Here is a 25,469-nt window from a genome sequence, read left to right as displayed (position 1 = left end):
CGGGTATAGATATCATGGAGGTGACGCGTATGTGCGGAAGGTATACGATTTACGTAGGTATCGATGAACTGATAACATTATTCGCAATTGATGATGCCGATATCCGGTACGAATACAAACCGAATTATAACGTGGCTCCAACGCATACGGTGCCGGTTATTTTAAACGAAGACGGCCGACGTGTAGTCGATGGATTCCGTTGGGGGCTTGTACCATTTTGGGCGAAAGACGTAAAAATCGGATTTAAAATGATTAATGCGCGTGCGGAAACAGTCGCGGAAAAGCCAGCTTATGGAAGATTGCTGAAGAGCCGCCGCGTCATTATACCGGCCGACGGATTCTACGAGTGGAAAAAGGAAGGCGCGGAGAAACAACCGTATCGATTTACGTTGAAGGATGAATCTCCTTACGGATATGCCGGCTTATGGGACGAATGGACACAGCCTGACGGGGAACTGCTACGGAGTTGTACGATCATTACGACGACGCCGAATGACCTCGTAAAAGACGTGCATGACCGTATGCCGGTCATCCTGCCAAGTGATGCCGTCGATACGTGGCTGGATCCGGAAATCTCGGATAAAGAGACGCTGCAATCGCTGCTCGTTCCGTATCCTGCCGATAAGATGGCGTGTTATGCCGTCTCTAAGGACGTTGGCAATGTGAAAAATTCCGGCGTGAACTTGATCGAGAAAATCACGGTAAACAGCAAATAGAGCATCGACGAACATCCGTTATAAATTTCATTTCGCCTCTTCTGTCCGCTTCCGCATGAGCGTTTTTCCTTGCCGTATAACAAAAAAAACCTCCCGCTAAGTAATCGCAGGAGGCTTCATATTTATCCGTATTTCAGCGCCAACGTTCATCCGTTTTTTCATCAAGAAAACGTTCATCATACGGGCTTTTTACGTGTATGGTGCTGATGAAGGGAATTGAACCCCCGGCCTACGCATTACGAGTGCGTTGCTCTACCCCTGAGCTACATCAGCGTAATCACCGTCTTAGCGACGCGACTTTTATAATATATCGTAAAATCAAATAATTAGTCAAGCCTTCGAGAGATGCCAGCCATCCTTGGAGGAGAGCAAGCTATGGCAGCGCAGAATGCTGAGGTGCGAGAGTATATATCGAGACTCACAGCTTTATTGTATTTTTACAGCGGCAAGCTCCTTGTTTTTCCATGCCTTCTTCGGAACAATTATTACCTGCAGTACACTCATGATTACGGTTATTACAATGAGTCCGATAACGGCAAGGGAGAAGCTTTGCGTAGCATCGTTAACCCAACCAATCAGGATCGGTCCGGCTGAACCTATGATATAACCGCCAGATTGTGTCATGGCCGCCCAAGATGCAGCGTCCTCTGCATTTGAAGTTGCATCGATAGGAAGCAGCAAGCTAAGTGCGAATAGCATCCCCGCTCCGAAACCTATTAAAGCGGCGGCTAACCAAGGCAGCAGATTCAATAAAACAAGTATTAATCCAATGAATTCAAGGGTAGAAGCAGCCAGAAGCCAAATGAGCCGGGACGGAAATCGTTTGAGCAATGTTTTCAAAACCAAGCCGGCGGGAATCTGGACAACCGCAAAGATGGTAAGCAACGTTCCCGCATAGAGTTTTGAATATCCCATGCTTTGCATGATTGGCGGCAGCCACGCCGTAATTGAGTAAAACCCCATCGCCATCAACCCGAAATGCAACGTTAATAGCCAAGCATTTTTATTTTTCCACGGGAGCCTGGTCATCTGAGATGAGCTGGTTGATCTGGTGTGGTGAACACCGTATTTTCCAACTATTCGCAGCCACACTGGTAACGCAAGGATGGCAAGGGCCCCCCAAGCGGCAAGTCCGATTTGCCAGGAATCGGTTTTCGTTTGTAATGGAACGGATAATACGGAAGCAAGTGCAGCGCCAATGGTTAGAGCCATCGTATAAACCGCAATCATGGAAGGTACATTCGAAGGAAAATAGCGTTTTATAAAGCCAGATAGCAGCGGCCCTATAGAGGCGATTCCAATACCCGCGAGGACGGCCGTTAAGATTAAAAAGAATGGCGAGTCTGTAAACCATCTCAGTACTAATCCTGCTCCTATTAATACCAAAGACCACATAATCGTTTTTTCAATTCCCCATCGCGTTCCGAGCTTAGCTGCAAGCGGGGAGAATACCCCCATACAAAGAACAGGAATCGCAGTCAGCAGGCTCGCTGCGGATGCGTTCATTCCAAGATCTAAACGAATGGATTCGAGGATAGGAGCGATCGAATTTATCGCGGGACGAAGATTTAAAGCAGCTATAAACAGCCCCATTACTGCCAGAATTCCTGCCGATTTATTTCCAAGCATGATCATTCCTCCGTTTCTGTTGTTCTGTTACATGTGCTATTATGATACAGAATAGAAATTGATGGAAGAATGCACTTTTAGGATATTCAGTATCATAAAAGATACCAAGGAGTGTGGGTTTAGTGGAAATTCAGCCGTCCCTTTGCAATGTCGAGGATACCCTTTCTATAATAAATGGCAAGTGGAAAGCCATCATTGTTCTGCATTTACTCTACGGAGGGACCAAACGATTCAGTGAGTTGAAAAGGCTTGTCCCTTCCATTACTCCAAAGATGTTAACCAGTCAGTTACGTGAATTGGAGGAACAACAGATTATTCAGCGAGTGGTCTATCCAGAAATCCCGCCCCGGGTCGAATACTCCATTACCGAGTATGGCCATTCCTTAAAGCAAGTTTTATTAATGCTCCATCAATGGGGGGCCACTCACCTGGATCATATGGGGAATAAATATCAACAGGGATGAAGAGTTTGACAAGATTGCGGCAGCAAGGACAAACTCCAGCAATATAACTCCGAAAACCGGTTACATTCAAGGGTTTTCGGAGTTCTTTTTAGAGTCAACCCAATGCAGGGCTGGTCTTTATTTCATAGATTTTTAGGAGCGTTTGGAGAGGCTTCGTCTTCTCGTCATCGTCCTCTGTGTGGAGATACCACTCCACAAGCCTGTAGCCGAATACGAGAAGGATCAGTTCGTAGATGCAATGATCGGCGATAGGGGATACATCCGCATACTCCGAAAAGCCTTTGTAATACGCGGGGACGCATCCCTGGTAGTATTCGACCATGTGATCGATATCCGCTTCATCCGCTATCAGGCTTGCGAGATCCTCGCCAAGGTAGCCCCATCCGCTGGTATCCCAGTCGATAAGCGTGATTTTCCCGTCTACATAGATCAGGTTGGTCACCCAGAAGTCCCTGTGGCATAGCACGAGGGGCAATTTCTCGATGCGGGCGAGTATCTCGTCTGCGTGCTCATCGATGTCGATGAGCATTTGCCGCACGTGCTGCGGGAATTCACAGTCCTCCGAGCGTATATAATCGTAGACGACCGGCCATGACCGGTAATGCAGATACCTATTCTTCATGAAATCCGCATGGCTCAGGTTGGTCAGGCTCTGCAGCACAGCGGGCTGCTCCGCATACAGCTTGCCTTGATAGCGTCCTAACTCCAGTGCGGCCTGTTCATACATATCACCGGTCAAGTCTAAACCGGTTACGCCATCGATATATTCCAGCCACAGCTGGAATTCATTTTCTGCGGCATTGATCTCGGCGTGATAACATGTCGGCCAGCGGAAGGCATCCGAAAACGTCGCTCCCAAGTCAGATACATAGAGATCATATTCCCGACGCCATGAACCAGGATCGCCGTAACGCTCCCATTTCTTCTGGATTTTCAGCACGATACGGTACGGCAATTTTTCGCCATCCGCGGTTTCGGCGATCCCCGTTACCAGGTACACCTTTCCCACAGTTCCGCCCTGTAACGGCAAGGTTTGGCAGTCGGCGGAGATGATATCCTTCTTGAACCGTTGTCTTAAAGCATAGAGCAACATTTCGAGTTTAATTTTCATTTCTTCCATCCTCCATTTTTTTCATTTAGGTAGCTCGTTATATCCTGGACATACTTTGTTCTCATGCTGCTGGGCAACATAATGCTCCAATCGTTCACGCGGCAGCGAACCGTTGATAAGCGCGGCGAGAACGGCACAGCCCCGAAGCTCCGTCACGCTGTCGAGCAATAATTCGTCGGGAATTGCTTCTATTTCTATGTAGCCATAGGTTTTCATAGTCATTTTTTGGACGCAAAAATGCCACGGACAAGCAGCCTCAAAAGAAGCTGCAGTCGCGCGGCATCAAAACGCAAAAAAGATAAGATCTTCATCGTATCCTGCAACAGCAATATTCACGAAAGGTTACTTTGGATGGCATAGCAAATAATAAGGGCGTTTTCACGCCTTTTTTGCGTATGCCTGCTATTCAGTTTTAAGACCAAACCACCATATAAGTAGTTGCCATTAAAACACATCTCCCTTCGTGCCAGGAACTTGCTTATCGCTAAGCTGTCTATAAAATAACGTATCTTAGCAAAAAAATAAATGCCGGACAGCGCAGATTGTGCCGCTGTTGTCGCGGCTTCTTCGGCCTTTCATCCGCAACCTCTTGATTAGCGCCAAGGCTAAGTGCACCAGCTAAAAGCATATATGTTCAATACCCTTTTGCGGCTAGAATAACTGGCTTGTGACTCAATACCCATTGAACTTGATTTCATTCACGAGTTCATCCTCATGATAGAACACCACGCTCACAAGAATCGCTTCGCTTGGCATCGGAATCAGGAATCCGGGTTTATTTCCGACCGGATAGGTCGAATCACTCAACTTGCCTTGTTCCCCGCGATAGATGACTTCTACTGAGTCGATGTTCGCTTTAGCCGCATTGTCGTGAATGCCGATGCCCAGATAATCGCCATACGAGCTGACCGTCAAGCCGTCCTCGGGCATGTCCACCCCGTAACGAACGCTCTCTTCGCCGAACCCACCGTTCTTGAGCCGCTGAATCAAGAACATCGACACGTCCAAATCGGTTATCTGCAGAACCACTGCCGAGTATTTCGAAATGACCGCATAGTCGACGATCGACGTATTGCGCTGCGCGATATACGTATCAATCTCTTCTTCCGTAATTGCATTCCCGGAAAGGTCGTCATCCGGAAGCGGGTATTCGCTCAGCCAGGCCGCCCATTCTTCGGCCGATTCAAGATTGCTGCGGTATTCGTCGTTCGTGCGCAGATTTACGGCATTCGTGCTCACATTCCAGTTTACAGACAAGCCGAGCCGTTCCGCAACGAAACGCAGCGGCACGAGCACGTTACGGTTCTGCTCGAATGGGACCGTGTCTCCTAAGTCCCCCGACTCTGGAGTATCGCTATCCGTGCCTGTGCTGCTATAGAAGCTTTCACCAACACGCAGCGAAAGGGATGTCCGATAGTTGTAGATAGCCAGATCGCGATTCCCCTTATCGTCCTCCCAAATCGAGAATTCCGCTTGAATGTCCGGATGGTTAAACAGCTCGAGCGGTGCATAAAGCCGATTCCCCGCACCCCATACAACCGATATACCCGAAATCTCAACGGGCTCGCCGTTAATGGTCAGGCTCACCTGCTGCTTCTCCTGCAACCGAATGCTTTGAGCGGCAGCATGCCCCGGGTGCGGCACTCCCACCGCTATGCCTGCGGCAACGATCATCGCCAAACCCAATTTCAACCCTTTCATTCCCATCACTCCACTCCGATAATCGTAACCTCTTCTGTCTACTTATCGGTTGGAATGCTCCGTTCTTTTACTAAACGTTGAATAGGCGCATCCGTCGTGCCGCGCGGCATCTGCGCATCAACGCAAACCCGCCCCAAGCCTTCCCTTTGGAAGAAGGCTTAGATCATTAAATAATAAAGAATACAACAAATCCAACAACTGACGGATGAAAAAAACCGTCAAGTCCCCTGCTCTTGCGGGGAATGTCCGCCCTGTTTGGGCGGGCGTAAGGGCAAATGCAGCATGAAAGAGCTGCCTTTGCCCTTCTCGCTTTTCAGCGTAAGCGTGCCGCCCAGCAGATGGGCCAGCTGCAGGCTGATGGAGAGCCCCAGCCCCGTTCCGCCAAATTGGCGGTTAATGGCCCCGTCCTCCTGCTGGAACGCTTCGAAGATAACCTGCTGCTTATCGGGGTCGATGCCAATTCCTGTGTCATGGACGGTGAAGACCACCCGCTGCGGGCTTATATGCCGCGCCGGAGGCCGCATCCAGGTAGCCGGATTCCAGTTGACGATACGCCGCCTGCCCTGCGGGCCGGGCTCAATGGCAGGAGCGCCGCCCTCCATTCGGACGCTCAGGCGGACAGAACCTTTTTCGGTAAATTTAAAGGCATTGACAAGCAGGTTGCGAAGAATCTGGTTAACCCGCAGGGCATCGGTATGCAGGCTGGCCGGCACATTAGGCGCGATGACCGTTTCGAAGGCGATTTTCTTCTGATCGGCAACCGGCATAAACTGCTGCTGCAGCATCTGCGCCAAATCATGCGAGGATACCGGCTCAAATACGATATCCATTTTGCCGGCTTCTACCTTGGATAGGTCCAGTATATCGTTAATGAGCTGAAGCAGATCATTGCCGGCTCCATGGATCAAGTCGGCGTAGCGGACCTCTTCTCCTTCGTAGCGTTCATCATCGTTATCCCGGATAAGTTGTGAGAGCAGGATAATGCTGTTCAGGGGCGTTTTCAATTCATGAGACATGTTGGCAAGAAACTCCGATTTATATTTCGAAGCAAGCAGCAGCTCGCGCGCTTTCTCCTCGACCTCCCGCTTGGCCTGGCGCAGCTCGCGCGTTTGCCGCCTCAGGAGCATATTCATCGTGCGCAGCTCGTCCACACGAATCTGTTCCTTCTGAAAATCACGAATAATAAACACCAGCAGGCTGCTGAAAACAATACGGATCGGCAGCGCATACACACCAATGTCTATCCAATAATCATAAGGGCTCATCGTGTTGGTAACATAGAGGACTACCGTTGAGAATATGGGGTAGATGACATTGAGACTGCCTACAGCCAGCGCGCTTTTCCAAATAAAACGCCAGCGCACCTGTCTCAGCCAAATATTAAGGGCCGTACCTAACAGCCCAAGCACCCCCATATTCAAGGCGGCCAGCCAGCTGTTGGCATCATAGTCGATAAACAGCCGCCCTGCTCCGATCCCTACGCCAATAACCGCAATCCAATAGGGATTGGGCATCATCAGAACGGCGATTATGAGAGGAACGAAACGCAAATCAAGCAGCGCGGTCCCCGCCATTTTATTGCCGAATACCATGACCAGCCAGCCGGCTATAATAAAGACGGAAACGGTCAGGACATATTTAATTTTCACCGACGCATGTTGAAATATATATTTATAGCCCAGATTGAACAGGTAAGCCAGCGCAATCAGAAGGCTGAAATTAGCAAAAAAAACCTTGGCAAACATCATGCGCCATTCCTCCTGCATTAGTGAGCTCTACCGCTTCCTTCCGTCGCAAACCCGCACACAAAGCGTTCTTTTTGAACAATCGTCCCGCATACATTTTGGATAGAATATCCTTACAGGAGTTCGCTTGCGCCGCCAACAGCACTTACCTTTGCAGAATGGACGCTTTTATTAAAATCCAAACCTGTGTTCAGATATGAAAAGATACGAACTTCTGGTCATTACCCTTCTTCATATCCCGTGACACAACAGGCGCTAAAGGCAAGCGGCGGCCGTACGTTATGAGCTGGCGTTCTTTGTGCTGACCTTTCCGTTCAAAGAATTATTCCTTCTTCGTTTTATTCGCCAATTAATTTCTGCAAAAACTATTAATCGCCAAAAATTATCGCAAATTCAGAGCCAAACCGACATATTAAGGGTAAGTAATAAATGTTAGGCCCGTATTAGCAAAATAAACATATACCTCATGCCTCTTTTACAAGAGATTAAATAATTTGGGGTATACTAAGTTTAATTCAAGATCGGAGGTGTATCACAATGACCAAAATCATTACCTTTAAGAAGCATTCCGTTCCCGTACACTACCCTTCCGAGCAAGTAACCTACATTGACCTCCTTCACACAAAACTGCTTGAGATGGAATACAACTTTGATTTCCGCAAAAAATGGAAACGTATATCGTCCGTGGAAATGATACGCGATGTGGCGATTTTACAATATAATGACGGTACGAAGCTTTATATGGAAGTTTGCTGAATCCCGATTGGCAGAAAAAAAAGGACAGCCCGCACGTTCCCTTCCTACAGAAAACTTGGGAAAACTTGCAGTCTGTCCTTTATTGCGCCGATTTGCTTTTGCCTTCGCTTATACGCAGGCGACTTTATTCTCTTCCCCTGATTGTCATTTGCCTTCGCGTTTGGACTCCACCCGGTCAAGCCGTTCCTGGAACCGCTCTTTCATCTCCAGCATGCCGGCGACCTTCTCTTCGATGAGCGAAACCTGCCGGCCCAGAAGAATCGCGGCCTGATCCAGCAGACTGTGGCGGCTCGAATCCGAATCTTCCTGATGGTAGGATTCGCGAATGACCGTCAACTGCTCCTCGGCATCCAGAATCGCCCTGATTTCCTGCAGCGAACAGCCCAGAATATTTTTCAGCCGCAAAATATGTTCCATCTCTTTCGTCACCTGCTCGGAATAAAGACGGTGACCGCCCGCTGTACGCTCCACTTCGCGGATCAGACCGATTTCTTCATAATAATGCAAGGTTCTTGCGGTGACGCCCAAACGCTGCGTTACCTCTTCGATGCTGTATTTTCGATCACCCATTTCATCTCTCCTTGCGGCGCAGTAAGTTTCTTCCCTCAGAAATATAAGCCTCGTATAGGTAAGAGCGTATTCTTTTATTTTAAAATAAAAGGCCTTCTTCGCAAATGTGCGAAAACAGGCCGCAATGTCCTTCCCGTCCTTCTCAACCATCGGATTCTGTCATATATTTATAGCCGACTCCCCATACTGTCCGAATAAATTTGGGCTCTTTGGCATTTCTCTCCACCTTGCGGCGGAGATTGACGATATGTACGTCAATGGCCCGTTCGGTTACAAAGGAATCAAATCCGCGAATAGCATTAATTAAATCTTCTCGGCTGAATACTTTTCCGGGATGAGAAAGAAACAGCTTCATGAGCTCAAATTCGGAGAAGGTCGTATCCACGCCAGTCCCGCGGACAATCAGCAGCCGGCGCTCCGCATCAAGCTGGATCGCCTCGGAAGGCGGCGCTTCGGCGCTTGGCCCTTCCACGGAAGAAGCGGTGGCGGGAACTGTCTGCATCATTCGTGTGCGGCGGATCAGCGCTTCCACGCGCGCAGTCAGCTCATGCATGCTGAACGGCTTGCACAGATAATCGTCAGCTCCGGCCCGCAGGGCCTGAACCCGTTCAGATACCTCCGATTTCATCGATACAATCATGATCGGGACGCTCGAAAATTGTCTGATCGTGGAGCACAGCTTCGTCCCGTCCCAGTCGGGCAGCATCAGATCGAGCAGCACCACATCGGGCGAAGACAGCTCCAGCAGCTTCAATCCACTGTCGCCGGTAGACGACTGCCTGACCGCATAGCCTTCTTCCGACAAATACATCGCCAACATGTCGCTCATCATGACGTCATCTTCGATTACGAGTACCTTATTCAATGAATTCACCTCGGAATGGAAAAGCATTTTTGATGATGGCTTCTCCGACAACGTTATATTCAATATACAATAAGGTTCGACCCGTCAACAATAGAATGTTAGAAAAATGTTAGGAGATTTTGTCGAATACGTTATTTCTCCCGATTTAGAAAAGCTACCATCGGACCGAGAACAATCTGTACGCATGCGGCTGCCGAAGCGATAACGATGGGATCGCGGGATTCCACGGGCAATTTGAGCAGTGTTTCCAGCTGATCAGCCATAGCCGCAAGCTCCGCTGCGGATAAATTGCCTGCTACCCCCTTCAGCGTATGGGCCATCCGTCTCGCCTGCGTATAATCGCCGCTTTGCAGCGCTTCGCGCAGCCTCACCTCAAATTCCGCATAATCGCGGGCGAACAGTTTAAGCATATGGACGAGAATATCGCGTTTTCCGTTCACACGCGCAAGCGCCGCACTTATATCCATTCCTGGCACCTCCGGAGGCAGCTCCTCTTCCTGTGCCAGAATCGGTTCATAAACCTCCCGCTGCTGTTCAATGCTGGAGGAAGACCAGCCCAACCGGTTTTCTCTGCCGGCCAGCACCCACTTCTCAATCATTTGAAGCATGAGCTCCGGCTGGATCGGCTTGGTCAGGACATCATTGATGCCCAGACGGATGTATCTCTCGTGATCTTCCCGGATAATATTAGCAGTAAGTGCAATAATGGGCATCCGGTCATACTTGGAATCCTGGCGGATAATGCGGGCCGCCTCATCCCCGTCCATCTCCGGCATATGGATATCCATCAGGACGAGATCCCAACGCTGCTCTTGCAGCTTATTGAGTACCTGCAGTCCGCTCTCGGCAACCTCCACCTTAAAGCCCCAGTCCCGCAGCTGCTCCAGCGCCACCAACTGGTTGATCTTGTTGTCCTCGGCCAGCAGCACGGACCCCCCCGGCGGTTTCGCCATTTCCACGGCGGAAGCCGTCTGGTCCGCCGCGGCCGAATCGGAGGGGCGCTGGCATACCGCAAGCAATGCCTGATACAGACTGATCCTGTCGGCAGGCTTTACAATAATAGCGTCAGGACGGTCGGCCTGCGGCATCTTGAGCAGCTCCTCGCGGCCGAAGGCCGTTGTCAGCGCAATAGTCGGAACCTGCGCATGTTTCGCCGTATCGTGGAGCAGGCGCCAGGTATCCTCTCCGAACATATCAGGCATTTCAAAATCCAGCAGCAAGGCGTTTGGCAGAATACCGGCACCCGCCCGCTGAAGCCGTTCATAAGCCGATTTCCACGAACGGTGCTCCATGGTCAAGAACCCCATCGCTTCCAGCTCTGCGCAAAGATGCCCGCTCATTCCGGCATAGTCCTCGATCACCCATACCATCAGCTCGCCGCTTTGGCTGATCCGGTACCGGTCCGGTTGCGCCCCATTCTTAACGGGGAGCTCCAGGGAAAAGGAGAACCGGCTGCCCTCCGACTCCCGGCTGTCGACGACTACGGTACCGCCCATCATCCCCACCAGGCTTTGGACGATCACAAGTCCCAGCCCTGTTCCCCCGTATTTGCGGCTCGCCGCGCCATCCACCTGCATAAACGGCTCGAACAGCATGTCCAGCTGCTCGCTGGACATACCGATTCCCGTATCCTCAACAAGAAACAAAATTCTTGCTCTGCCGTCATCCGTTATGTCTTCAACTTTCAGCTGCAGCCGGACATGGCCGCGTTCGGTGAATTTGATGGCATTGATACACAGGTTAAGCAGAATTTGCTCCAGCCTCTGGGAATCGCCTGCAAGCATCGTCGGCATATCCGGGTCGATCTCGATAATGAACTCGAACTGCTCCTTGCCCCCGACAAACACGGCCAGCAGCGCCGAAAACCGGTGAATCATTTCCCAAGGGTCAAAGGGCATGTCCGTCAATTGGATTTTCCCGGCCTCCACCTTGGCGAAATCCAGAATATCGTTAATAATGCGCAGCAGTACCTCCGACGAAGCGCGGACCTTGCCCAGATAATCCTGCTGGATACCGTTCAGCTCCGTCTTGTGAAGCAAGCCCGCAAGCCCGATAATGCCGGCAATGGGCGTGCGGATCTCATGGCTCATACGAGCCAGAAAATTGCCTTTTGCGGTATTGGCCTCTTCTGCCTCACGTTTGGCCTGGAGAAGCTCGGCCTGCGCTTTCTTCTGCTCGGAAATGTCCCGCGCAATACAGGAGTAGAACGTATCGCCTGTCTGATTATCCCGGTGTGCCACGACGATTTTGGAGACCGGCACCCTCTTGCCACCCATTGTAGTCAGAAGCGCCTCACTCTCGTGAAAGCCCAGCTCCTTGGCAATGGCAAGCCCATGCAGCAGCTCCTTGATCGTCCGCTGCGAAATCAGCTCCTGAGGCGGGGTGACATAACGAAAATCAATGCCCAGCAGCATCTTCCCGGCATTATTCATATAGAGCAGCCCGCCTAATTCATCAAAGGTGGCAATTAAATCCTTGGCGGCTCCCATCACCTCAAGCTGCTGACTGCGGGCTTTCTCGGCCTGCTTCTGGGCCGAAATGTCCCGGGCGACGCCGGCCACCCCAATGAACCGGCCATCCCGGCCGCGAATGCCATTGGAGCTGTGGGCAACCGGGAAACGGGTACCGTCCTTGCGGACATAATTCCATTCCCGTTCATACGTGAACTGCTCTCTTCTCAGCTCGCGGAACACGGACAAATCGGCGGGAACCGTGCGCAGCAGCCTCTTGCTCAGACGCTTGGCCTCAGCCTCCAGGTCATCGGGATCGATGAATGTGAGGGCTGTTGCCTTGTGCAGCACTTCCTCAGCCGTGTAGCCCAGCATCTTTTCAGCAGTTTGGCTGAAATAAGTGACCCGGTACTGGTCATCAAGCACAATAAACGCGAATTGGTTCTGATTGATGATCGCTTCCAGCCGCCCGAACATGTCCCGCAAATGAATCCGCATATCGTTCACCGACTGGGAGAGCTGAGCGATCTCATCCCCGCCCTTCTCCGAAAAGGCCTGAACGTCGAAATCCCCTCCCGCTGCAGCTTCCGTCGCTTTGAGGACTTTTTTGATCCGCTGCACAATCCGGTTCATCATGATGAAGAGCAGCAGGATGATAACCGCTTCGGCTGCCGCGATCAGCAGAACCGTCCTCCACCGCATGGAGGAAAGCGGCTTCTCGAATTCATGCAGAGGCACTTGCAGCGCAATCCGCCATGTGGTGCCAGGCACCTTCGCATAGAAGAGAAACGACTCTTTCTCCGGACCATCCAGGCGGATATATCCGTCCCGGCTGCCCAGCATTCTACTGGCTGCGGGGCCAAACGGGAGATTCTTCGCATAAATAGATGAAGCGGTAGGATAAACATTGTCTGGCGCGTGGAGAATATCGCCTGAGTCGTTATACAGAAAAATGGCATCCGTCCGGCTTATATGAAAATTCAAATGCTCGCGGTACATCCGCTCCGTCAGAATGGAGGCATCCGTAACACCGACCACCCGGTTCGCATCATCAAAAACCGGCGATTGAAAAACAACAACCCCGTTATCGGTAATTTCGCTGAAGAAGGGATCTGTGACAACCGATTCCCCCTTCATCGCTCTTTTAAAAGACGGCTCTTCTGCAATATTGACCTGCTTGCCGTTCGATAATGTCAACTGACCGCCGGCATCCGCAAAACCGATCGTCACAAATGCCGCCGCCTCCCGGACTGTCTCTTCGCGGAAATAATGCAAACGCCCGGCATCCGACCCGAAACGGACAATATCGGTGCGGCTCATGAGTTCCACTTCCGCGCTCCTGGCCTTCAGCCATTCCCCCAGACTGTCCGCATTGTTCTGGACTTTGGCCGAAGCCTGGTCAATGACTCCCGAAATTACGGTTTGCCGGGTCATCTCATAATTATTATAGCCGACGATGGCCAGCGGAATGGAGGTGATCAGCACGACGAGAACCAGGATTTTAGTACGCAGCGATATCGTCTTCAACAGGTGTTTCCCCTTTCGCGGGAGCAACTTTTATGAAGCTATTATACCTTTCCCAGAAAAAGCTTCATAGTGCGGCATATGCCGAAATACCCGCGGGAATAGGGAGTTCAGAAGAAGAAAATACGGCAGTTTCCTATTCTTGTATGGTTCGTCTATCCGAGGATGTGTCCAATGGTAGATAACAATACCAGAGGAGGACCTGTTATGAATAAAAGAGCTATCTCCTACGGCATCGTCGGTTTTATTCTTACGACCCTGCTCGTTTCGCCGTTCGTTTTTGCCCAGGTGCTGCCGTTAAGGGCACAAGAATCATCCCCGGCTGTTTCCGCCAAGAAAGCGGATTCGACGCGGCTTGAGCCTGCCATTGAAAGTACGTCCTATGACTGGGCAGAGCGGGAGCCTCTCATCGCTCATGCACTTGGAGGCATCGGCGAGTATATCGGCACCAACAGCGTCGAAGCACTGGAGAATGCCTACAATAAGGGGCTGCGTATTTTTGAAACGGATATCGCTGTAACCTCTGATGGCCAACTTGCGCTTCGTCATGACTGGGAGGCCGGCACCTATAATGTGCTTGGCCAGAAGATTCCCGATTCCCTGCCTCTTACGCCGATGACCCTGGAGCAGTTCAAATCGATAAAAATTCAGCAGCACTATACGCCGATGACCTTCAAGGAGCTGGCGGCCTTTATGTCGGAGCATCCGGACATGCTGCTCGTCACCGATACAAAGGAATCCAATTCGGCCAAAGCCGCCGATATATTCAAACGGATTGTCAGCGAGACGAGGCAGGTCGATGAGCAAGTGCTGCGCCGATTGATTCCGCAGCTTTACAAGCAGGATAATTTTGAGGCGTTAAGCGGCGTTTATCCATTTAAACAGTATATTTATACCTTGTATATGAACGGCGATTCCATGAAGGATGTGGTGGACTTCGCCAGCGCCAAAGGAATCGGGGTAGTCGTGATGGATGAGAACCGCTACACCCCGGAATTTGTTCAAAGCTTGAAAGATAAAGGCATTTATACGTACATCAATACGATTAATGACGTGAACCGGATCCATGCTTTGATGAAGCAAGGGGTACAAGGCGTCATGACCGACTTTGTCGTTCCCGCTGATTTATAAGAAACGCTGGCGGAGAAAATACCGGGAAAACAAAAAGAAAACCTCCAATCTCCCTTTTTTCAAGCGGGATGGAGGTCTTTGCTCTGGGCTGCGTAGAAAAGGGCCGCCGCTTTTCCTTCAGGAGCTTTTACCTAGCTTAATGGATCCGGTACTGTCGGCGATCTCAAGGAAGAAGGATGCGTCATCCTGCGACAGCCGAACCCATATGTCGACGCAGAGCGGATCAAAATGAACGCCTCTGTCCTTTACAATGATGGCCATGGCATCTTCATGCGACATAGCCGTCCGGTACGAGCGGGATGACGTCAGCGCATCATACACATCGGCAACGGCTGTAATGCGGGCCAGGAGCGGAATATTCTCCCCAGCCAGGCGATCGGGATACCCGGTCCCATCCCATTTCTCGTGATGCGAACGGATGACCGAGAGCTCATCCTGGAGAAAGCCCAGCCGTTTGCACATGTCATAACCCGACACAGGGTGCAGCTCTATCACCTTGCGCTCCTCGGGCAGCAGCTTGCCGGGCTTATTCAGAATTGAGTCGGGGACTTTGATTTTGCCGACATCATGGACAACCCCTCCCTGGGCAATTGCCCGGAGCTGCTCCGACGTCAGCTTCATCTCCTCCGCCAGACGCAGCGCATAGAGGGCGACACGCATATTATGGCCGGCGGTATAAGCATCCCTGACCTCAGTTGTCATAATCAGCGCGCGTACGCTCGGTGTTATACAGGCTTCAAGCCAGGCGCGCGGATCGGACTGGAACAATACTTTCAAGGAAGAGGCAAAATTGCCATGGGAGAAATACTGCCGGAGCAGCCCGCTAATCATGATGATCATCGACCCCAGCAGCAGCCCGTGATAAAACCACCAGCTAAGCTTCCACGTACTGCCGTCAATGATGATATATTGCGTAACAAGCAGCCAGCCGGAGCTGTATACAATGGCTTTCTGGAGCGGAAACTGCGCGACCCGGTAAGAAGTCCAGTAACGGTACATCGTCCATAAGCACCCCGCTCCGGTCAGACAGGCTGCAATCCAATTATAGGGCTCGCGGGCGAGCGGGATTTTGTCTATCAGATCGGGGCGGGCCAGCGTAAACGCGGCAAGTGACCCGAGCAGCAGCACCCAGCCGGGAATCAGCCAGCTGCGCCACTTGGCCAGCAGCCGGACTAGGGGATGATCGGAGGAAGCTGCCGACAGGCAGAGCCACATCGCAGCAAGCAGAATACTCAGCTGTGCGGCGATGCCCGCAATATGCCGTTCATGCATCAGAAATCCCGGTGTGGACAGACCATGCAGAACGAATATTCCTGCCATGGACACATAAGACAAGGACAGAAAACCAACCTTGATGTTACGCAGTCGTTGTCCGGTGTAGCCAACCGCTACCGCGACGACAAGGGCTAGCGCAGCGATGATGCTGACAATGTAAAAGTGACCCGTAGGAGTGTGCACGGAAATATCCGCCTTTTGGGATCCCTTAAGCAGCTCATAAATCAGAAATGGGAATATGATGCTGCTCAGCGGCCAGATGATCGACTTCCCTTTACCTTGCATGAAGCTTCCTCCTGATTTCCTGATTTGTGCTTGATATCAGATAGAGTGCAATGCCGGGATATTTACAATGTAGTAAGCAGGTTAGTAGATGTATATTAAATATCGGTTTTCCGTACCCAATAATTTAGGTCTATAGTCTCACAAAAGAGTAATAAAATGTTAATATCCCGCTTTCTTTCCCATATAAAAAAACAGCCACACTTCTTCCCGCTGACGGGAGACATGCAGCTGTATTTTCAAAAAGCTTTTCTTTCGAAGAAACCATGGACCGACAACTACTTTTAGCAGTCTAGCGCTCGCCTAGTCTCAAATTGCCGGATCCGGTATCGACGATTACCCGTTTTCCGCCATCGCCGAAGATGATTTTTTTGTCGTCGTCATCTCCGGACTGTGATCCCACGTTCCATTCATTGCGCAAGCTGCCAGATCCGGCGCTGAATGTTACCAGGACATTATCCGGCTTCTCATCCGTGTTGATCGTCACGTCGCCACTCCCTGTTGATATTTCCATGGGATAGTTGATTGCGCGCTGCTCGGTACGAACATTACCGCTGGCCGTCTCTACTTCAAGCTCAGCTTCCACATCGTACATCTTGACATCGCCGCTGCCCGTATCAACCGACAGTTTCCTGGCCGTCAGCTTCTCAATGGTAATGTTGCCAGAACTGGCACCCAGTTCCGCTGTATCTGCCGATAACCCGGAAACTTTGGTATCGCCGCTCCCCACTTCCACAGAAACCTTACTCGATGCCAGATCCTCCAATTGAATATTGCCGGAGCCCGCATCAATTTCTACGGTCTGCACAGACAGACCCGCTAAGCTGGTATCGCCGCTGCCGATGTCCAGAACAAAGGAATCGTACTGCTGCGCAGGCAGCTCCAGATCGAGCTTAACATTGAAAATACTGACTCCGAATGTGAAGCCGTTATTCGTTTCCACGGCAACCTTGACCTCATCGCCATCCCGAATTAGCTTCAGATGGGTTTTGTCAATAAACTTCTTGCTTACCTTGCCGGTAAGGGAAGCTTTAATTTCATTTGTAGTTCCCTTCACAACCGTTATATTAGCGCTGTCCAAAGCCAGGGCAATTTTTTTTGCGTCCGTACCGTCAATCGTCTCATGCTGCTCAATCTCCACGCTTCCTAAATCAAACATACCTTTTCCCATGGTGCTGCCCATACCTATCAACCCGATTACGAGTAGGATTGCCGCAACTATGATCCAGTTTCTCATTGCTTCTTCACCCTCATCATTCTGAAATTGAATTTTAAATATTTCAATGTTACTCTCGATACGGCGCGCGTCAGCCAATGCGACAACGCACCCAGGAGCATGCCCACTGCCAGCAGGGCGATCGCCACGAATATCCCTTGCGTCGAGGACCAGGCATCTCCGAAGACCCCTTCATAGATGGCGGCCAAAGAAGATAGTCCGACTGCGATGGATGTGGCCCAAAGCGCCAGCAAGATGCCAAGAAGACCAATAAAAGGCCCGAGTACAAAAACCAGATTGAAAAATCCAAGGCTTACCGCCGCAAACACCGCACGCGATACATGGGTAATGCCACCATTCCTGATCTCAGCCTGCTCCACACGGTAGCCCAGCAGCATTTCCTTGGCGATCATGCGCGGGTCGCCCAGTTCATGAGCTGCTTCCTCCTCGGACTTTCCATGCTCTGCCGCCTGCCGGAAATGCTCTTCATAATCAAACATCAAATCGCGGCGCAGCCGTTCGGGAATCGGAGTCAACAGCTCCCAGAGCTGCCGCAAATATTGCTCTCTAATCATCGCTCGACACCTTCCTTAATCAATTGGTCCACAGATATGGAGAATGAACGCCATTCCCTGATAAGCTCCATCAGATGCTTGTGCCCATGGGGCGTAAGCTTGTAATATTTGCGCGGCGGACCTTCTGATGACTCTCTCAAATAGGTGGAGAAATACCCCTCAAGCGTCAGCCTGCTGAGCAGCGGATAGACGCTTCCCACCGCCACTTCGAATTTGGAGGAAATCGCTACCGCGAGCTCATAGCCATAACGGTCTTCCCATGCGGTCAAAGCGAGCACGCACAGATCCAGGACGCCCTTTTTAAATTGAACATTCATTCACAGCGCTCCCTATCACATATTGTCTGGTATTCATCATTAAAGAATAGCGTGGCAAAAAAATAAGATCTTTTGCTATACTATAACATCTGCTATTCGCTTATGCAATATAGCTGAGCAACTTTACCCAATCTTTAACATCTTTCAGTTTCACACGGGCATGTGCTTTTGTATTCATACCCGCATCAGCTTACCGCTGTCCAGCACCCATTTGGCCTTCCGCCGTGGGTCCGCTCGTAGGCGGGCATTCTCCAGACGGAAGGCCCCTGGCCGGCAAATGTACCTCTAGAAACGAATGTCGATGCTGGAGCCCAAGTGAGGCTGAACGCTCCGTTCCATCATCTGAACGAGATGCTGGGCGTTCTCCTGGACCATATCCAGCGTGCTGTCCAGAAGAGCAAGTTCCACCTGCTGCTGCTGCGGCCCGCCTGACGGCTGTCCGGTCAACAAAGCTCCGATCCCTGCGATGTTCATAATCATCCTCCAAACTCTTGGTTTACTGTCTTACCGGTATCCAAGTACCGGTAACGGTAATATCGGCTAGACTGCCGCACTACTTTAGAGAGCAGGCACAATATGGTATGCTTGGCCCATGGGATCGGCAGGACCAACAAAATTTTTGCAAGTGGAGGCATGAATGATGAACAGCAATTATCAAGTACATGTAAGGGAAGATATATACACCCTGTATACCCTTCAGGATTCAGCCACCGATTCGTCGGTGACCGTTTGCCCCGAGCGCGGCGGAATCGCCATCAGCTGCAGGCTCAAAGGCGAGGAGCTCTTCTTTCTGGACCGGGATACGTTCATTGACACCGAGGCTAATATCCGCGGCGGCAACCCGGTGTTGTTTCCGATATGCGGGCAGCTTGCGGAAGGAAGCTATGAGTGGGACGGCGTTACCTACTCAATGCGTAATCATGGAGTCGCACGCAACCGCGCCTGGGAGGTTGTATCTACCTCGACGGAGGGAGAAGCTTCGATGACATTGCGCCTGCAAAGCGGTGAAGGCACGAGGGTTGAATATCCATTCGATTTCGAGCTGCTGTTTACCTATGCTCTGGTTGACGGGACACTTCAGATCCGCCAAAGCTACCGCAATCTGTCGGACAGTGCCATGCCGTTCTACGCCGGCTTCCATCCTTATTTCAGGACCGTCTCCAAAAACCTTGTCTACGGGACGGATGCCGCGCGTTATCTGGATTATAATGACCATGTGGTCAAGCCTGTCCATGGCAGCATCGATCTGGACGGACTCAAGGAATCCGTCGCGCTGCTGGATGCCGCCAGGCGCGAAATCACCTTCCCCGGTCCTGAAGGCAGCGGGCTCGTGCGCATTTCCTACAGCGATGTATTCAAGTACGTGGTGTTGTGGCAGGTGGACGACAAACCTTTTGTTTGCGTAGAGCCTTGGATGGCGCTTAATAAGGAGCTCAACCGCAAGGATGAGCTGTTCATGCTGCCCGCCGGTGACACGCTCGATGCGCAGCTTTCCATTGGATATAGCCGCGATTAAAGGCTGCCGTGCTGCTTCATGCTGATTATAGTTCTACGTTGAAAGGCAGGGATGAATATGGCTGAAGGTATCTTGCGGCCGCTTGGCAGTTCCGATCTGCGCCTCTCGCCGCTTGGTCTGGGGTGCTGGCAGTTCAGCAAGGGGCGTGGCCTCGTCGGGAAATTCTGGCCCGTGCTTGAAGACAGCGTCATCCGCGATATCGTGCGGACAAGCTGGGAAGGCGGCATAAACTGGTTTGACACCGCCGAGGCCTACGGCGGCGGCCAATCCGAAGAAATGCTGGCCGATGCCCTGAGTGCGCTGGGGGAAGCAGGAAGAGGCGCGCATGTCGCTACCAAGTGGTGGCCGATTATGCGAACGGCGGGCAATATCGGGAAAACGATTGATGAGCGATTGCGGCGCCTGAAGGGCTGGCCGATTGATCTGTACCAAGTCCATCAGCCTTATTCCTTCTCCTCAGCCGCAAGTGAAATGCATGCGATGGCCAAGCTCGTGCAGCAGGGCAGGATCAAGCATGTAGGGGTCAGCAATTTCACGGCGGACAAGATGGCCGAAGCGGACAAAGCACTTCGCGAGCACGGACTGCGCCTCGTGTCCAATCAGGTCAAATACAGTCTGCTGGACCGACGCATCGAGCGCAATGGGATCATGGAGGCCGCCAAGGAGCTGGGTGTCGCGATTATCGCTTACTCCCCCTTGGAGCAGGGAATTTTGAGCGGCAAATTTCACAGCAATCCCGAGCTTGTCAAGCAGATCAGCGGTCCGCGCAAATGGTCCAGCGGCTTTAAGCCGGAGGCTCTGAATCGTACCCGTCCGCTGATTGACCGTTTGAACGAGCTGGCTGACAAATACGGCGCTTCCCCCAGCCAGGTGTCGCTGAATTGGCTCATACACGCCCATGGCGAAACCGTATTTGCCATCCCCGGCGCATCGAAGCCGCATCATGCGCAGGAGAACGTCAACGCAATGCGGTTCACCCTCAGCCAGGAGGAAATCGGCGAGCTCGCCGAGCTTGCCGACCGCAGCAAACGTTAGCGGCATGCCTTGCGGTCAAAAAAAGGGGTATTCGGATTAATGTGTTGACTCCGTATAGGCGTTTGTGACGGGATGATCGAAGGTATGCCAGATCATTCTTGCTATGCTGAATTCAAACATTTGGATACGGGAGACGGAGCATTGATGCCTAAAATACTGATCGTGGACGATGAAGCGGATCTTCGAAAGCTGCTGACCGATTATTTTGAAATCAACGGGTATTCCGTCATGACGGCCAAGGACAGCGGGGAGGCCCTGCGGAAAGTGGAACAACAACCCGATCTCGTTTTGCTAGATATCAACATGCCTGAGCAGAACGGCCTTCAATTATGCGAGAAAATCCGAGACTTCGTCTCTTGCCCGATCATATTTTTAACGGCTCGAATCGAAGATGCCGATAAAATAGCCGGATTTCGGGCCGGAGGCGATGACTATATCCTGAAACCTTTCAGCATTCGCGAGCTGGGGGCCAGGGTCGAAGCACATTTGCGCAGGGAACAGCGAATCCAAACCAAATCCTCGGTGAGGTTTAACGATGATTTGGTCATTGACTATACGGCCCGGGAGCTCTACTACCGGGATAAGCGAATTCCTCTGGCCAAAAAAGAGTTCGACATTATCGAATTGCTGTCCACACATCCCGGCATGGTGTTCGGAAAGGAACGCATGTACGAAAATATTTGGGGCCTGGACGATCAAGGCGACAGCAGCGTGATCGCGGAGCATATCCGGCGAATTCGCTCCAAATTGAAGGAATACGGTTGCGATAACCGAATCGAGACCGTTTGGGGAGTAGGATACAAATGGCCAAGCTCATGAATGGGCTGCTGCTAAAGCGGTTTACCTTACTGCAATCTTTTATCCTGTTATGCGTGGTCACGCTCATTGTCGTGCTGGCCGTCATAACCATGGAGTTCACCTGGGCGGAGAACCTGCGGCTGCGTTTCGGAGAAACGGATTGGGTGCTGCCCTCCCTTGTCGCGGCGGTGTTGCTAACCGTGGCCGCCGGAATTGTCACCATGGCCGTTCTATTTTACAGATGGAAACTAAAACGCCCGCTGGAGCTATTAAAGCGAGCATCCGAGAACATTTCGGCCAACGATCTAGGCTTCCGCATCTCCTATGACAGCCGGGACGAGATGGGCGAGCTGATCGCGGCATTTGAAAACATGCGCTCACAATTGGAGAAAAACGTAAAGACGCTCTGGCGTTCGGTTGAGGAGCGCAAGCAGATCAATGCGATTTTTGCCCATGACCTGAGAACGCCGCTGTCGGTGTTGAAAGGAAACGCCGAGCTTCTCGCCACCTATCTGCCCGAGAAGAAATTGTCGGAAGAAAAGGTGCTGGACCTGATTCACACCATGAACCTTCACATCGTGCGTCTGGAGAGCTATGCGGAGGCCATGAACTCGATTCAGAAGCTGGAGGATGTCCCGGTGCATCGCCAGTCGATGGATACGATCTCATTGACGGCTTTGCTGAACGACAGCGCCGAACAAATCGCAAGGCAGTTAGGCAAACGCTTCGTCTCTTCCATGGAATATGATAATGCCGCAATAAACGTGGATCCCTATATCGTCATGCAGATTTTCGAGAATGTGGTGGCCAATGGGGCGCGATACGCAGCAAGTCAAGTGAACGTTCGCTATGACATTCAGGAAGGCTCTATGAAGATTACCGTCTCAGACGACGGGCCTGGTTTCTCGGACGAAGCCCTGCACAAGGCTGTGCTCCCTTTTTATCGCGGCGAGGTGTGGGATGCGACCGAACATCGCGGGCTGGGCCTTTACGTTTGCAAGGTTTTTTGCGAAAAACATGGAGGAAGACTGCAGGTCGAAAATGGACCTTACGGCGGCGGAAGCGTGATGGCAAGTTTCGGGACCAAAGTTGATAAATAGTTGAAAATTATCTGATAGCATTTCCTTATCTTGAATTCAAGGAGTGCTATGATGCTAAAACTGAAAAAAAGAATGTATATCGCAATCAGCTGCTTACTGTTGTTATGTTCCGTGTGGGTGAACCTCGTGTCCGCCACGGAAGCCCGAGACAGGACAGAAGTCCTGCGGGACATCGATGAATATATGAATCGGAGCATGAAGGCCAATCACATCAAGGCCGCGTCACTGGCAATTGCCAATAACGATGAGGTCTTCTACGCAAAAGGCTACGGAACATTCGCAGATGGCCAAAGCGTTACGGGCAACACCCTTTTTCCCATTGCTTCGTTAAGCAAGTCCTTTACCGCTTTGGCCGTTCTACAGCTGGCGGACAACGGCCGGATTGACCTGGATGCGGCTTACGCTTCCTATTTTCCCGAGCTTTCTCCACGGGATCCCCGCGTTCATGACATCACGGTCCGTCATTTATTGAATCAGACCAGCGGTCTCAATGACAAAATAAATCCCGATATGACGAGGACTCCGCAATTCCAATCCTTGCATGAAGCGAACCGGTTATTAACCGAGGTTCAACTTGACCATAGCCCCGGAACAGCCTACAGCTATCATAATCCCAATTACGTGCTGCTGGCGAACCTCGTGGAAAGCGTCAGCGGAGAGCGCTTTTCAGATTACCTGAATAGCCATATTTTTGAACCGCTAGGAATGAACCATACCTTCAGTGTCAGCACGACGCAGCAATTCTATGGGAATGAAACTATTCCGCTAGGACATTACTTGAATTTGGGACGTTCCGTAGGCCAATCGGAACCGCTGTGGTTCATTGACGGCCCCGCCGGCATCGTTTCAACCGCGGAGGACATGTCCCTGTGGATGCTTTCCCAATATCACGGCCGCCTCCTTTCCCCCGCGCTGATGAAACAATATCATGCAGCCGGAGCCATCGGTCCGTACGGCATGGGCTGGCTTGCAGACCAAGACGAATCCGGCGGCCGAACGATCTCCCATAGCGGCATTTTCTGGACGTACAAGTCGGAAGAAATGGTTTATTTGGACGAGCAGATGGGCATCGCGGTGATGTTTAATTCCGGTTTAAACGCTTTTGTAAATTACTCGGCTTTTATCGATGGAATCGAGGATATTATGAGGGGGGAGAAGCCCGAAACCTCTTTTCTGAACGGCCGAAACATGGAAACGATCATGATTGTGCTGATCCTCGCTACGCTTGTATGGGGCGTGTATGCCTATTTTCGCATCCGTCGGAGGAACAAACGCCTAACGATCAGCAAATTGATTTTGATAACGGTCGGAAGGCTGATCCCTATCCTAATTCTCTTGTCCCTGTCCCCATTGGTGACGTTTATCGGCGGAGGACGCGTGCTGCCTTGGTTCGGCATCTGGACTACCCTGTCGTCTCCAATCATATGGCTTGTTGTATGGTCGCTTGTCAATTTCGTGCATTTGGCTTGCTATTATTACGTCTATGTTCAGAATACAAAGAACGGCCGTTTGGAGGCCGACTACCGATAATGCCACAAACGCTAATGCATATCACTAAAAAACGAACCCACACTTGCGGATAAAATAACGATTGCGTGTACTAACAACACGATATTCCGATTTTAATTCAGATTTCACCCTTTCGATTTCAACACGATTTTCCGAATATCCAAAAAAGGAGCACGGCGCTGGCGCTGTGCTCCTCTTTATGCTGGCTGTGCGTGAGGTCACGCTTCTAGTCTCCGCCTGCTTGAAGATAGGTGCGGAACACAATATCCTGGTCGTAGTTGCCGAATCCTTCCCCGTAAATCGTCAAGCCGCCAACATGAACAGCGCTCTCGGGCACTGCCAGCTTCAGCATCCATTCATTGCGCACCTTGACGATATCCTCCAGGGTGACATCCGACAGCCGCTGGCCGTCCAGATACGTTCCATCCGCTGTCACCCGTATGATCTTGAGCCAGCCATACTGGTTGACCGTCCACCAGGCCGGGGTCAGTCTCCCCCTGCCGTCGCCGGAATCGCCGGGGCTCGTCCATACTCCAAGCAGCGTATCGTTCAGATAAAAATGAATATCCGAAGGCCAGTCCGCAAGGACGCCCGGCGCTTCCGACCCTATTTCCAGCGAAATCTCGATTTCCTCCAGCTGCTGGCCTCCCAGCACATAGTTCGGAATCCGGTATTCCACATATCCCTTGCCGAACCACAGAATGCGGGCATGCATCCGCTGCGGCTCATGAAAGTATCGGGGATCATCGTACTGGCCGATGATGTGCGCAAGCGTTGCCAGCCCGCAGGTCGGATGCACCTCAAAGCCGGAATAATGGCCAACGGGAACGGAAACCTCCTGATATTCACGCTTCGTGTCTGCTTTTTGCGGAATACTCAGCTCCACCCGGCTCACCGCCAGCGAACATATCTTGTGCGTTCCTCCGCCGCGCCGGATCAGTTGGGTATTAATGAGCCCTCCCCTCTCCAGCTTCTTCGTATGCATCGTCACGATCGCGCTGCTAAGTCCAAGCGCGGCTGCCAGCTCCTTCACATTCATGGGCTGCTCCGCCAGCAGCTCCAGAATATGCAGACGGACCTCGCTTGCCAAAGCCTCATATAAGGGCAGCCATTTGCGGTCTGTATTTGCGCGTATCATTCCATATTCTCCCTCTACCTGTCTAATTAACAAAATCATTAATTCA

23 protein-coding genes and 1 tRNA gene are annotated in these 25,469 nt (G+C 51.4%); 9 read left to right on the top strand and 15 right to left on the bottom strand.

Going from position 1 to position 25,469, the window contains the following annotated elements; translation table 11 throughout:
* Nucleotides 1-29: 29 nt before the first annotated feature.
* Complete coding sequence (locus IEY46_RS25340; RefSeq protein ID WP_188996452.1) at nt 30-716, top strand: SOS response-associated peptidase; 687 nt, start codon at nt 30-32, stop codon at nt 714-716.
* A 198-nt stretch (nt 717-914) separates the two neighbouring features.
* Here IEY46_RS25340 and IEY46_RS25335 read toward each other — a convergent pair.
* A tRNA-Thr gene (locus IEY46_RS25335) sits at nt 915-989 on the bottom strand.
* Nucleotides 990-1,142: 153 nt separating this feature from the next.
* Nucleotides 1,143-2,345: an MFS transporter gene (locus IEY46_RS25330; protein WP_229750541.1), complete on the bottom strand. Its 1,203-nt coding sequence runs from the start codon at nt 2,343-2,345 to the stop codon at nt 1,143-1,145.
* 122 nt (nt 2,346-2,467) lie between these two features.
* Here IEY46_RS25330 and IEY46_RS25325 point away from each other — a divergent pair, with 122 nt between their 5' ends.
* Nucleotides 2,468-2,809 carry a winged helix-turn-helix transcriptional regulator gene (locus tag IEY46_RS25325; protein ID WP_188996450.1) on the top strand — a complete coding sequence of 114 codons (342 nt, stop codon included), beginning with the start codon at nt 2,468-2,470 and terminating at the stop codon, nt 2,807-2,809.
* A gap of 94 nt (nt 2,810-2,903) precedes the next feature.
* Here the strand turns inward: IEY46_RS25325 and IEY46_RS25320 are convergent, their stop codons facing one another.
* From IEY46_RS25320 to IEY46_RS25305, 4 genes are all read right to left on the bottom strand, one after another.
* Nucleotides 2,904-3,920, bottom strand: coding sequence for an aminoglycoside phosphotransferase family protein (locus IEY46_RS25320; RefSeq protein ID WP_188996448.1), 1,017 nt, complete (start codon nt 3,918-3,920; stop codon nt 2,904-2,906).
* Nucleotides 3,921-3,941: 21 nt separating this feature from the next.
* Nucleotides 3,942-4,142, bottom strand: coding sequence for a hypothetical protein (locus IEY46_RS36515; protein WP_229750540.1), 201 nt, complete (start codon nt 4,140-4,142; stop codon nt 3,942-3,944).
* A 450-nt stretch (nt 4,143-4,592) separates the two neighbouring features.
* Nucleotides 4,593-5,621, bottom strand: coding sequence for a stalk domain-containing protein (locus tag IEY46_RS25310; protein ID WP_188996446.1), 1,029 nt, complete (start codon nt 5,619-5,621; stop codon nt 4,593-4,595).
* Nucleotides 5,622-5,839: 218 nt separating this feature from the next.
* Nucleotides 5,840-7,369, bottom strand: a complete 1,530-nt coding sequence (locus IEY46_RS25305) for a sensor histidine kinase (RefSeq protein WP_188996444.1) — start codon at nt 7,367-7,369, stop codon at nt 5,840-5,842.
* A 534-nt stretch (nt 7,370-7,903) separates the two neighbouring features.
* Between IEY46_RS25305 and IEY46_RS25300 the strand changes: the two genes are divergently transcribed.
* Nucleotides 7,904-8,122 carry a hypothetical protein gene (locus IEY46_RS25300; RefSeq protein WP_188996442.1) on the top strand — a complete coding sequence of 73 codons (219 nt, stop codon included), beginning with the start codon at nt 7,904-7,906 and terminating at the stop codon, nt 8,120-8,122.
* Nucleotides 8,123-8,266: 144 nt separating this feature from the next.
* Here IEY46_RS25300 and IEY46_RS25295 read toward each other — a convergent pair whose 3' ends face one another.
* From IEY46_RS25295 to IEY46_RS25285, 3 genes are all read right to left on the bottom strand, one after another.
* Entirely contained in the window at nt 8,267-8,692 is a 426-nt protein-coding gene (locus IEY46_RS25295; RefSeq protein WP_188996440.1) for a MerR family transcriptional regulator, read from the bottom strand.
* Nucleotides 8,693-8,834: 142 nt separating this feature from the next.
* Nucleotides 8,835-9,557 (bottom strand): response regulator transcription factor, encoded by a 723-nt coding sequence (locus IEY46_RS25290; RefSeq protein ID WP_188996438.1) that lies wholly within the window; start codon nt 9,555-9,557, stop codon nt 8,835-8,837.
* A gap of 131 nt (nt 9,558-9,688) precedes the next feature.
* A complete protein-coding gene (locus IEY46_RS25285) occupies nt 9,689-13,534 on the bottom strand; it encodes a response regulator (RefSeq protein ID WP_188996435.1) in 3,846 nt (1,281 codons plus the stop codon).
* Nucleotides 13,535-13,738: 204 nt separating this feature from the next.
* Between IEY46_RS25285 and IEY46_RS25280 the strand changes: the two genes are divergently transcribed.
* Complete coding sequence (locus tag IEY46_RS25280) at nt 13,739-14,662, top strand: phosphatidylinositol-specific phospholipase C/glycerophosphodiester phosphodiesterase family protein (protein WP_188996433.1); 924 nt, start codon at nt 13,739-13,741, stop codon at nt 14,660-14,662.
* Nucleotides 14,663-14,779: 117 nt separating this feature from the next.
* On the opposite strand, the gene IEY46_RS25275 is transcribed toward IEY46_RS25280, so the two are convergent.
* From IEY46_RS25275 to IEY46_RS25255, 5 genes are all read right to left on the bottom strand, one after another.
* The gene (locus IEY46_RS25275; protein ID WP_188996431.1) at nt 14,780-16,222 is read right to left on the bottom strand and encodes an HD-GYP domain-containing protein; all 1,443 of its coding nucleotides are present in this window, start codon (nt 16,220-16,222) and stop codon (nt 14,780-14,782) included.
* Nucleotides 16,223-16,511: 289 nt separating this feature from the next.
* Nucleotides 16,512-17,456 carry a DUF4097 family beta strand repeat-containing protein gene (locus tag IEY46_RS25270; RefSeq protein WP_188996429.1) on the bottom strand — a complete coding sequence of 315 codons (945 nt, stop codon included), beginning with the start codon at nt 17,454-17,456 and terminating at the stop codon, nt 16,512-16,514.
* Nucleotides 17,453-18,010: an HAAS signaling domain-containing protein gene (locus IEY46_RS25265; RefSeq protein WP_188996427.1), complete on the bottom strand. Its 558-nt coding sequence runs from the start codon at nt 18,008-18,010 to the stop codon at nt 17,453-17,455. The genes IEY46_RS25270 and IEY46_RS25265 overlap by 4 nt, the downstream gene beginning before the upstream one ends.
* Entirely contained in the window at nt 18,007-18,327 is a 321-nt protein-coding gene (locus IEY46_RS25260) for a PadR family transcriptional regulator (protein WP_188996426.1), read from the bottom strand. The genes IEY46_RS25265 and IEY46_RS25260 overlap by 4 nt, the downstream gene beginning before the upstream one ends.
* 285 nt (nt 18,328-18,612) lie before the next feature.
* The gene (locus IEY46_RS25255) at nt 18,613-18,801 is read right to left on the bottom strand and encodes a YjfB family protein (protein ID WP_188996424.1); all 189 of its coding nucleotides are present in this window, start codon (nt 18,799-18,801) and stop codon (nt 18,613-18,615) included.
* 163 nt (nt 18,802-18,964) lie between these two features.
* Between IEY46_RS25255 and IEY46_RS25250 the strand changes: the two genes are divergently transcribed.
* The 5 genes from IEY46_RS25250 to IEY46_RS25230 all read left to right on the top strand — a co-directional run bounded on the left by IEY46_RS25250 (nt 18,965) and on the right by IEY46_RS25230 (nt 24,306).
* On the top strand, nt 18,965-19,843 hold the full coding sequence (locus IEY46_RS25250; protein ID WP_308422840.1) for an aldose epimerase family protein: 879 nt from the start codon (nt 18,965-18,967) through the stop codon (nt 19,841-19,843).
* A gap of 57 nt (nt 19,844-19,900) precedes the next feature.
* Nucleotides 19,901-20,878: an aldo/keto reductase gene (locus tag IEY46_RS25245; RefSeq protein WP_229750539.1), complete on the top strand. Its 978-nt coding sequence runs from the start codon at nt 19,901-19,903 to the stop codon at nt 20,876-20,878.
* A gap of 144 nt (nt 20,879-21,022) precedes the next feature.
* A complete protein-coding gene (locus IEY46_RS25240; RefSeq protein WP_188996418.1) occupies nt 21,023-21,697 on the top strand; it encodes a response regulator transcription factor in 675 nt (224 codons plus the stop codon).
* Nucleotides 21,682-22,776, top strand: coding sequence for a HAMP domain-containing sensor histidine kinase (locus IEY46_RS25235; protein ID WP_188996416.1), 1,095 nt, complete (start codon nt 21,682-21,684; stop codon nt 22,774-22,776). Before IEY46_RS25240 ends, IEY46_RS25235 begins: the two co-directional genes overlap by 16 nt.
* 51 nt (nt 22,777-22,827) lie before the next feature.
* A complete protein-coding gene (locus tag IEY46_RS25230) occupies nt 22,828-24,306 on the top strand; it encodes a serine hydrolase domain-containing protein (RefSeq protein ID WP_188996414.1) in 1,479 nt (492 codons plus the stop codon).
* A 205-nt stretch (nt 24,307-24,511) separates the two neighbouring features.
* Here the strand turns inward: IEY46_RS25230 and IEY46_RS25225 are convergent, their stop codons facing one another.
* Nucleotides 24,512-25,423 carry an ArsR/SmtB family transcription factor gene (locus IEY46_RS25225; protein ID WP_188996412.1) on the bottom strand — a complete coding sequence of 304 codons (912 nt, stop codon included), beginning with the start codon at nt 25,421-25,423 and terminating at the stop codon, nt 24,512-24,514.
* Nucleotides 25,424-25,469 lie beyond the last annotated feature (46 nt).

It is taken from the genome of Paenibacillus nasutitermitis (assembly GCF_014641075.1).
Taxonomy (GTDB): Bacteria; Bacillota; Bacilli; order Paenibacillales; family Paenibacillaceae; genus Paenibacillus_Z; species Paenibacillus_Z nasutitermitis.
The sequence above is the reverse complement of the archived record's forward strand: the minus strand, read 5'-3'. Positions and strand labels throughout refer to the sequence as shown.